This window comes from Moorena sp. SIO2C4 (assembly GCF_010672485.1).
In the GTDB taxonomy this organism is placed as follows: domain Bacteria; phylum Cyanobacteriota; class Cyanobacteriia; order Cyanobacteriales; family Coleofasciculaceae; genus Moorena; species Moorena producens.
This window is the reverse complement of record NZ_JAAHGN010000187.1, coordinates 1-9,153: the sequence shown is the minus strand read 5'-3', so window position 1 is coordinate 9,153 and position 9,153 is coordinate 1. Positions and strand designations below refer to the sequence as shown.

The following is a 9,153-nucleotide window of genomic DNA, read 5'->3' as shown; positions in this document are numbered from 1 at the left end:
TGAAGATTAGCGATCGCACTCTTATACACACTTAACTCTTTTTGTCAATTTAGGGCGATCGCCTCTCTATGCACACTTGACTCTTTTTGTCAATTTTTATGTTAAGAAAGATGTTTATAAAGCATAGCTTAAAAAGGGGGACTTTGAGCTAGAGAAGCGTACCTCATAACTGCGATCAACGCGCTTATGTCCACCCTGATCGAAAAAATTGCCTCAGACGAGGTGATAGATATTGCCTATCAATGGTTGTGCCAAAAACGCGCACATTATCACCCTAATGCCGATGTCTGGCAGGTCAGGCGATGGTGGCATGAGAAAAAACCGCTTATCCAAGGGCAAATTCGTTCGGGACACTATCAATTTCGCGAATTGCGTTTAATTAGAGGTGAGGAGGAGTCCTTTGAATGGTGGTCGTCAATGGATGCGTTGGTGTTAAAGGCGATCACATTAGTATTGACGGAGCACTTGACACCTGTCCTTTCCCCACGGTGTTTTCATTTAGCTGGCCATGGCGGATTGAAAGGTGCTGTTCGTGAAGTGGCAGAGAACCTGTCGGAAAATACTTTTGTCTTTCGCACGGATGTTAAAAGCTATTACGCCAGTATTAATCATTCAATTTTGATGGAGATTGTGGGGAAATATGTCAGTGATGAAGCGGTTTTATGTTTGTTATGGGGTTATTTGCGTCGCTATGTTTCGGATGGGGGAAACTATATAGATATAACTGAGGGCATCTCACTTGGATGCCCTCTTTCTCCCCTAATTGGGGCGTTATTCCTTAAACCTTTGGATGACCGGATGGCTCAGCTTGGTTGTTTCTATGTCAGATACATGGATGATTGGGTTATTCTGGCACCGACCCGCTGGAAGTTGCGCAAAGCCATCAAAGCCACTAACGAGGTGATGAATCTGTTAAAGGTTCTCAAACATCCCGACAAGACCTTTATCGGTCGAATAGCCAGAGGCTTTGATTTTCTGGGCTATTGCTTTTCTCCAGCGGGTTTAGGAATTGCACGGAAGACAGTGGAACGGATGGTTGAAAATGTGGCTCGGCTTTATGAGCACTGTGCGCCCATTGAGCGCATTGAGGCCTATTTTCTACGCTGGTGGCGATGGGTGAAAGGTGGTATATCTGTGAAGAGGCTGAGTGTCATACGAAGAAGTGTAACCCAACCGGTGATGCCGTGTACTTGACCCCCTGGTTTTTGGGAAGGGGGTCACTTTTAAACCGGCTTGTACAAAGCGGTTTTTAATTTCTATTCTTTTCTCACCTCTTGGGAATGGGGTTTTTATTACCGACTCTCTCGTCATATTCACTACACCCATATCAACCTTGGATTTTACCTTTCATTTTTACCCTCAATGATTGATTGGTGTTGTACCTTTTTCGGGGTTTTTTCTCCTATCACACTGACACCTATTACCCTTTTTGCCCGACTTTACGGCATTACATGTACTGCCGGTTATTAAACCCTTTCCAAAATAACAATTTAATATCTATATTCTACTACTATCGTAGGTTCTTCTGTACATCCTTATATTGGTCTGGCTTTTATTGCCTTCACATCGGCATTGAGTAGTTTCCTGCTTAAATTGGGCCATATTTCTACATCACCTTCGCTATAACCCTTTGCTAAATCCTTAACAAACTTAACCTCCATAACACAATCATCGGTGTATCTATCGTACATTTGTACATCGGCTTTCATATCCGGATATGGTTTATCTAGCTCCATCGACACTTCTTCCATGTGTTGCATGCCCTTACATTCAATACCATTATCCCAGGTCTCACATGTGGCCGCCCATACTCCTTCCATATGTACCATCATCACAGCGACCATCATAAACACTGCTATGACCAACTTTTTCATGCCTGGTTCCAAAAATTTACACACAATCACACTTGTACTCCTTGAATTTACATCAGGCCTATCGTCGGACTGTTCTTTCCTTACCATCATATGGCCTACCACCACTATAACTATACTCACGTCTCGATACATCCACCGGATAGTGGATTCTTTCCATGCCCTGATTATGGTATCATATTATTCTTCCGTGTTCTATGGGGAAGGGGGGATTTTTGATATTTGGTTCCTCAACCGATTCTTCGCCTCCTGGTCCTCTCTCATCTATTTTTTTTCTTACTCTTGCTCTTTCCGAACCGATTAATAATACAGCATGCACCATAAAAATAATTTGTAGATTGTCAATGTCATTTGGTTTTTCGGTCACAGGGAACTTGGTCAATAGATCCTGTTCTTATGATTGGTCCTGTCTTTTCCATACTCCTACCTTTCCTTTGGCTCTGGCTATCTTACCATCAAACAATGACCACTTCCTATTTCAAGTCCCATGACTTTTTTCCTTCACTACATCTTATCATCCTCCCTCTCCCCCTGTGATATTTGCTCGGCTCCCTCCACCTTCGTTTAACTGCTGCATAACCCTTCCGTCCTACTTTCACAAACTCACTCGACTTTCTCTTTGTTACATCATTAATTACCGGCCCATACCCAGTTGTTTTTTTGGGTCGGCTCCTTCTCTGCCTAACCATGTAATTATTTACCCGCCATGCCCAACCGAACCGATTGTTAATCTTATTTTTCTCGATTTTAGAGCTTGGGTTTTTCTATTTCTATTCCATTGCTCCGGGGTGGCTCTTAGGACGGATTTAGCGGGGTCATCTCCTTGTTAGTATTATTCTTCAAGCTGGTTCCTCCAGCCCGCTTGTCTAGTGATTTATCCTTCTTTACCCCCCACCCGACAAATATTACATTAAGTTACCATACACCCTCGGTAAAATGTCTGAACAATCTAAAGTTTTCTGGATTTTGTATCCTTGGGATTTTCCTGGTCGATGTCTCGGGTACTTTCTGTCATTTTTTTTGGTGATTGACAATCGTTCTCGTATAACCAGTGAGTACCTATCTCACCGATTTTGTTTGGTAGCAAAAACAATTACTTTGTTATAAACACTGCTTTTTAAATACTTACTCTTTCTCCATCATCAAACAATTATGTATTAAATATGGTCGCCCCAGAACCCGGTTACGATATCCACAAAGGCTAGGCATTAAGTTCATATCTATGCAATATTAATATTATTTGAGCTTAATAAAGTGATGGGCCATGGGAACATCCGATCCGGTTTAATTTGCCCGCTTTTATCCCATGCAATCATGTTAGTATTGCTACTAAAACAACCTTTATCCTATATTAGTTGACAGCGCCCCATTACCTCTGGTTGATTATACTGTTGGGCGGCTACCTATTCCTTATCCATTTCTTTTCTAGGCCGACCGTACATTTGACTCTGTAAAACCGGCTCCTTGGTTGGTGTTCTGGGGAGCCTCCTGTAGGGCTGGCAAAACCAAGCCCACCCTTGTTTAGGGGATAGCCAAACCGTGCTCTAGTAGTTCTGTGCCAAAAACGCGCACTTTATCACCCTAATGCCGATGTCTGGCAGGTCAGGCGATGGTGGCATGAGAAAAAACCGCTTATACAAGGGCAAATTCGTTCGGGACACTATCAATGCGCGGGAATTACGTTTAATTCGATGTATTGAGGCATATTTTCAACGCTGGTGGCGATGGGTGAAAGGTGGGATATCTGCCCATAGGCTCAGTGTCATTCCTTCTTGTGAAACCCAACGGGTGATGGAATTGACAAGGGCCCCCAGGTTCAAGGGTTGGGGGTCCAGGAGTGCTCACCGATGAGTTCACGCTCGGCGGATCATAGGGCAGTTTTTATCTCTTTTTATGCTCTTGCTATACCGCTTTTCACAAAGGGACAATCGTTTCTTTCAATATGCCTTTTTCTTTGCTCAATTCCCTGGTCTTTTTGGCGGTCTGTGCTCCAAACATCCTGTTAGTTTTTTATAAAATCATAATACATTTCTGAGATATCATCAAAGTATTTCTTATACACCTCAAAGTTGCTTTCGGTTTCTGTATAATTTAAGTCCTTTGCTCCTATCAACACATAGCCCTCAGAAACTACAACATCTATTGCATTTATCTGCTCGGTAATACTAATTAACTTTTCTTCCCTCTCTCCTAGGTCCATGGAAGCCTTTCGGTTTTGGTCTTGGTTGACATAGTCATAAAATAACTCCAGACTGGTCGGCTCTAATCCATACAATACCATGGTTCCTTTATGGTGGCTTTCATTCTTCAATCGCCAGGCATTGTCGTCATCATCGTGCTCGATCAGGCTTGGTTCACACCAGGACCTCCCCAAGGAGTTCAGTTGAAAATTACAAATATTTTGTACGCTGCTCGCTTGCGCGACCGGCGTACCCACCAACGTAATCATTATCACAAACACCATGGTCACAGCAAACCATATAAAAAACGCCCTCTTTGGTTTATTTTCCTTTTCCTTTTGCTCTGGGCTCAAATTGTTTCTCTGTTTTACTGACATTATATACGCCCTGTACCTAATCTACATTTGCACGGAACCAACTCGGTGACCGGTTTTTTCCGTTCACATCCATACTTTACATCGAAACGGAACTTCACGCGTTACCGTGCTGTTTTTCCCGCTTCATTACCCATAAACTAAGGGTCTTGGTTCGCTCATATATTACTTCTATCGCTCTGGGTTTTTGGGCTTTTTAACACATTCTTTTTTTTCGGTCTTTTCGATTATTTCGCTCCCATCATTTCTTACTGTATACATGCCCAAGAACCATGTATGTGAGCCGGTGATTCATCCACTCAAGAGCATTCCAAAGCCTTTGGTACGGCCGCTATACATCCGTGGTTCATGGCTGTGTTCTTAACCCTATTTTATTGGGTTTTTTTTGGTCTAGTATTACCAGATTTGTCGCTCTTCATTCAAAATAATATGGTTTCTCTGCAGAGACCGTTAAACTGCTGCAACTTCTGGTAAATATAGTAACTGAACGTACGTTCGCTTCTATTTGGATTTCCTCTCTCTCGGCTTCTTGATCCAACTGGAGCTTGGTTGGGTTTGGATCTTGGTAGTAGCTACCCTGGTTTTTCTTAATTTCAATATCACAGGCATAACCATCGAGTGTTAATAATATTCGATCATCCCAGCTCTTCAATATTGTATATGAATCTTTGGTACCCATGATATGGAAACATCCTGTGTATCCTGCGTTTATGTCGCACCTTTCATGTTTCGCCCAGGCGATCGGGGTTGATAGAAGGGTTGTAATTATCAGACAACACACTATTGTAATTACGTTCTTGAGCAATCTCAACATATTTTCTCTCTACTTTTGTTCTCTGCTGACGGTTCAGTTGAACGAACATTTATAGATATACCATATTACGTACACAAAATTTTGGTATCCACCTAGTGATGATTTATTTTATTTTGTGAGCCTGTTTTCACGCTTTCAACCATTACCCTGTACTATGTTATTAAATCAAGCAGTTATCCCTTCGGTTGATGAAATTGACAAGGGTACCCAGGTTCAAGGGAAGGGAGTCCAGGTCAGCACATCGATGAGTTCACGAAAGCCAGGTATTGCGGCTGATTTTCACCCTTTTTATGCTCTTCCGATATCTTTCTCGCTCGGTTATTATCATTGATTTTTTTACCCCTTTAACCCGTCTAGTTCTCCGTAAAAAAGTGCCGGGTCCCACTAATACTAACTACTCTGGGTTTTTGTCGCTTTTTGCGAACCGCCTCCTCAATTGAAGAATCGCCTCATGGCTTGCTTTATTTGCTCTATAAACTCCTCACCGTAACGAGCATCGTCTATTGCTGCCAACACCACCTTACCCCTGACGATGTACGTAGCCACGGACAATTCCGGGGTGATAAAATCTTCCTTTTCTTCTCCTCGGCTTAGTTGAATTTCATCAAACTGTTTTTGGCTATTTTAATCAACATACGTCACCTCAACTTGGGATGGTTCTTTAGCAATCATGTACACCTTTCCACTATCATGGTGCGGATTATTAATTACCTTGGCGTCATAACTAAGCACATTCGGAGGACAAAGATTAGATGACGAAAATTCGCAGATATATTCCTTATCGATTGCCCATGCTTTACTTTCGATTCCCATCGTGAGCATTAGCACTATTACCAGTAGAACCACTAAAGATCGTAAATAACCCATTTGTTTTGTTTTATCCTAACTTTTTCCCGTCGGGTTCGTTTTACCCCTGTACCTAGGTGATCCTAAAATCTAACACTGTTTTTGTGACCATTGCGGGGTTTTTTATCCTGATACAATACTAAGCGCGTTTCTAGGATTTATGAGGTAGGCTGATCAATCTCAAAGTCCCCCTTGATAAGGGGGATTTAGGGGGATCATTTTGTGCCTTATGGGATATAAAATTGCTATATTACTCATATACATCCCATTGGAGCTCAAATATATTACGATTTATTACGAAAACTTTGTTTTTCTCCTATTTTCATTCCTATGCTCGATTCCATAACCGGGTCTGGATCACGGTCTATAGATTGAAGCAGACATTCCTTGTTGACGTAGTTGGTTAGCAAAAGCATTGGCCTTAGCTTCATTTTTGAATGCTCCCATCTGAATGCGAGTACCTTGTGGGAATCGACCCAAAAAAGCCCCAGGAACAATTTTCCTGGCTTTTGCTAAACCACTAGCACTGCCGTCGTTGAGTATCACGTAATATTTGATTTTAGTAGATTGAGACGGTGGTGGTGCAGTAGTTTTCTGACCGGTAACCACTGGCTGTTTAGGCAATGGTGCAGCAATAGAAACCGGTCGTGGAGCTGGCTGTGTATTGTTTTGAATTTGCTGCTTTGCTCTAGAGCCAATTTGATTCTGTACAGCAAGTTGCTTTCGGTTAGCTTCCGCTTGAGCTTGTTGCCGCCGAGCTTGATCAACGATTCGATTTAACTTCAGACGCCAATGGCCTCGTGCTGGCAAATTGCTGTTCTGAGCATAGTTCAACACATCTACCCACCGACCCTGTTCATAGGCTTGTTGAATCTGATCAAATTTGCGTTCAAAGGATACCCATTCATTGTGCCATTGGTCAATTTTGCTTTGGGCACCATTGAAAGCGGGACTACTAGGCAGCACATCTTGTGCGATCGCAATTGCCCCCTTGATATTTCCTGCCTGATACTTGTCCACTGCCCTTGCCAAAATTAGTGAGCCATTATCTACCGGTTGTGCTGGTATTGGCTGACGGGTCTGTGGTGGCGATGGAGCCCTCCTGACGACAGGTTTTGGTTTTGGGTAAACTTTTTGCTTAGGAACGTTTCTCTTAGGAACATTTCTCTTGGGAGCAGTTGCCACCACTGGATCAACCGTTGGTGCGCAGTCAGTCAAATTTGTAAACACCCACCCGGTAACCGGTGAACTAATTTCTACCCAGCCAGGTTGTCCACTACCAGTTAGAACTAGACTGGTTCCCTGATTCAGCTGACCAACTTTTGACCCGTTAGGCTCGGAGCGCACATTCGCGAACGGATTACCTGTCACCTGGCAATTACCTGGGGCAGCTGGGGCTGGTGGCTCATATACCACCGGATCTGAACGGTGATTGGGTGTACTCCTAGGAGCAATTGGTTTTACTATTTTAGGTGGTGACCAAGAGCTAGAACGCATCGAGTAGATCATACCAGCTATCGAGGAAGTAACTAAGGCAATGCCAGTGCCAATGATCAGAGACAAATTATCCGATCTATCCGCCTTAGTTGGAGGCAAGGGAGTTGGTGCTGGTTTATTTGGAGTAGAACCTCTATCGGCATTTGCATCCCAAGTTTTTTGCTCTGAGAACGGCTTTGATAATTGCTCCGGTGGGAAGTTTTCTTCAACTGTGGGGATATTGTGAATTGAGTAGTAGGTCGGGGAATTGATGGAGTACGGTTTTGAATTACTAGTCAGTTTCTGTAAGTCTCGTAAAACCTGCGATGCCGACTGGTAACGGTCTTTGACTTGGTAGCGAACCATTTTAGTAAGGACATTCGCCAATCCTAAACTCACTGACACCAGGGATTGCCAGTTAACTTCACCAGTTTTGAGGTCTTCCTGAAACTGATCTGGTAACATTCCAGTTAATGCCTGAATCCCAATAATCCCTAGGGCATAAATATCACTGCTAGGACAGGGCTGACCCAAAGCCTGCTCACTGGACATATAGCCTGGAGTGCCTACTACCACAGTATGGTGAGTTTGTCTATAGGCACTAACCAAATCAGTTTGAACTTGCTTAACTGCACCAAAGTCCACCAAGACTAACTTTTGATCTGCCGTGCGTCGGATCAGGTTATCGGGCTTAATATCGCGATGAATCACACCGTGACGGTGGACAAATTCCAAAATACCTAAGACTTCCTGCAATAGCGCAATCACCTGTTTTTCCTGCCATCGGTGACCAGGGGACAACTCTTGGCTCAAGAGATGCCCTTCGATGAACTGTTGCACCAAGTAAAACTCATGGTCTTCTTCAAAGTAGGCAAGAAGCCGAGGAATTTGGTCATGATTTCCCAGCTTTTCAAGGGTTTCAGCTTCCCTACTAAATAGGCGTCGAGCAGTTTCTAAAAATGTCTGAGAGCCATTGGGAGGCTGAAGTTGCTTAACAACACAGCTTGGGTTACCTGGACGCTTCGTGTCCTTGGCTAAATAGGTTTTGCCAAATCCCCCGGAACCGAGGACTTGAGTCACTTGGTAACGCCCGTCCAGTAACTTGCCTAACATAGGATTGATGTGCCTAAGATTTCACAAAAAGGAAGTTTAAAACTCCGCACCAAGGGGGCGGGTTGCTAACTGTCTCATGTTTAACATACGCTGATCGGTATTATTGACCAGGACTGTGACAATTTATCTTCTGATTATATGTATGCTATCAGCTATCAGCTATCAGCTATCAGCTATCAGCATTAGGCTAAAGGCTATCAGCTATCAGCATTAGGCTATCAGCTATCAGCTATCAGCTATCAGCATTAGGCTAAAGGCTATCAGCTATCAGCATTAGGCTAAAGGCTATCAGCTATCAGCATTAGGCTAAAGGCTATCAGCATTAGGCTATCAGCTATCAGCTATCTGCATTAGGCTGACCGCTGACCGCTGACCGCTGACCGCTGACCGCTGACCGCTGACCGCTGACCGCTGACCGCTGACCGCTGACCGCTGACCGCTGACCGCTGACCGCTGACCGCTGACCGCTGACCGCTGAC

General features: G+C 43.6%; 7 protein-coding genes and 1 pseudogene. 1 reads left to right on the top strand and 7 read right to left on the bottom strand.

Going from position 1 to position 9,153, the window contains the following annotated elements; all coding sequences use genetic code 11:
* The first annotated feature begins 186 nt into the window (after window positions 1-186).
* Complete coding sequence (locus tag F6K20_RS12625) at window positions 187-1,194, top strand: reverse transcriptase/maturase family protein (RefSeq protein WP_287294880.1); 1,008 nt, start codon at window positions 187-189, stop codon at window positions 1,192-1,194.
* 341 nt (window positions 1,195-1,535) lie between these two features.
* Here the strand turns inward: F6K20_RS12625 and F6K20_RS12620 are convergent, their stop codons facing one another.
* The 7 genes and pseudogenes from F6K20_RS12620 to F6K20_RS39920 form a co-directional block, all read right to left on the bottom strand.
* The gene (locus F6K20_RS12620; protein WP_287294878.1) at window positions 1,536-1,904 is read right to left on the bottom strand and encodes a hypothetical protein; all 369 of its coding nucleotides are present in this window, start codon (window positions 1,902-1,904) and stop codon (window positions 1,536-1,538) included.
* A gap of 142 nt (window positions 1,905-2,046) precedes the next feature.
* Window positions 2,047-2,238: a hypothetical protein gene (locus tag F6K20_RS12615; protein WP_287294876.1), complete on the bottom strand. Its 192-nt coding sequence runs from the start codon at window positions 2,236-2,238 to the stop codon at window positions 2,047-2,049.
* Between the two features lie 1,635 nt (window positions 2,239-3,873).
* A complete protein-coding gene (locus tag F6K20_RS12610; protein WP_287294874.1) occupies window positions 3,874-4,404 on the bottom strand; it encodes a hypothetical protein in 531 nt (176 codons plus the stop codon).
* 436 nt (window positions 4,405-4,840) lie between these two features.
* Window positions 4,841-5,104, bottom strand: a complete 264-nt coding sequence (locus F6K20_RS12605; RefSeq protein WP_287294872.1) for a hypothetical protein — start codon at window positions 5,102-5,104, stop codon at window positions 4,841-4,843.
* Between the two features lie 43 nt (window positions 5,105-5,147).
* Entirely contained in the window at window positions 5,148-5,288 is a 141-nt protein-coding gene (locus tag F6K20_RS12600; RefSeq protein ID WP_287294870.1) for a hypothetical protein, read from the bottom strand.
* Between the two features lie 1,154 nt (window positions 5,289-6,442).
* Window positions 6,443-8,674 carry a protein kinase domain-containing protein gene (locus F6K20_RS12595; RefSeq protein WP_287267967.1) on the bottom strand — a complete coding sequence of 744 codons (2,232 nt, stop codon included), beginning with the start codon at window positions 8,672-8,674 and terminating at the stop codon, window positions 6,443-6,445.
* A 337-nt stretch (window positions 8,675-9,011) separates the two neighbouring features.
* Window positions 9,012-9,153 (bottom strand): annotated as a pseudogene (locus F6K20_RS39920) (hypothetical protein); the annotation flags it as partial.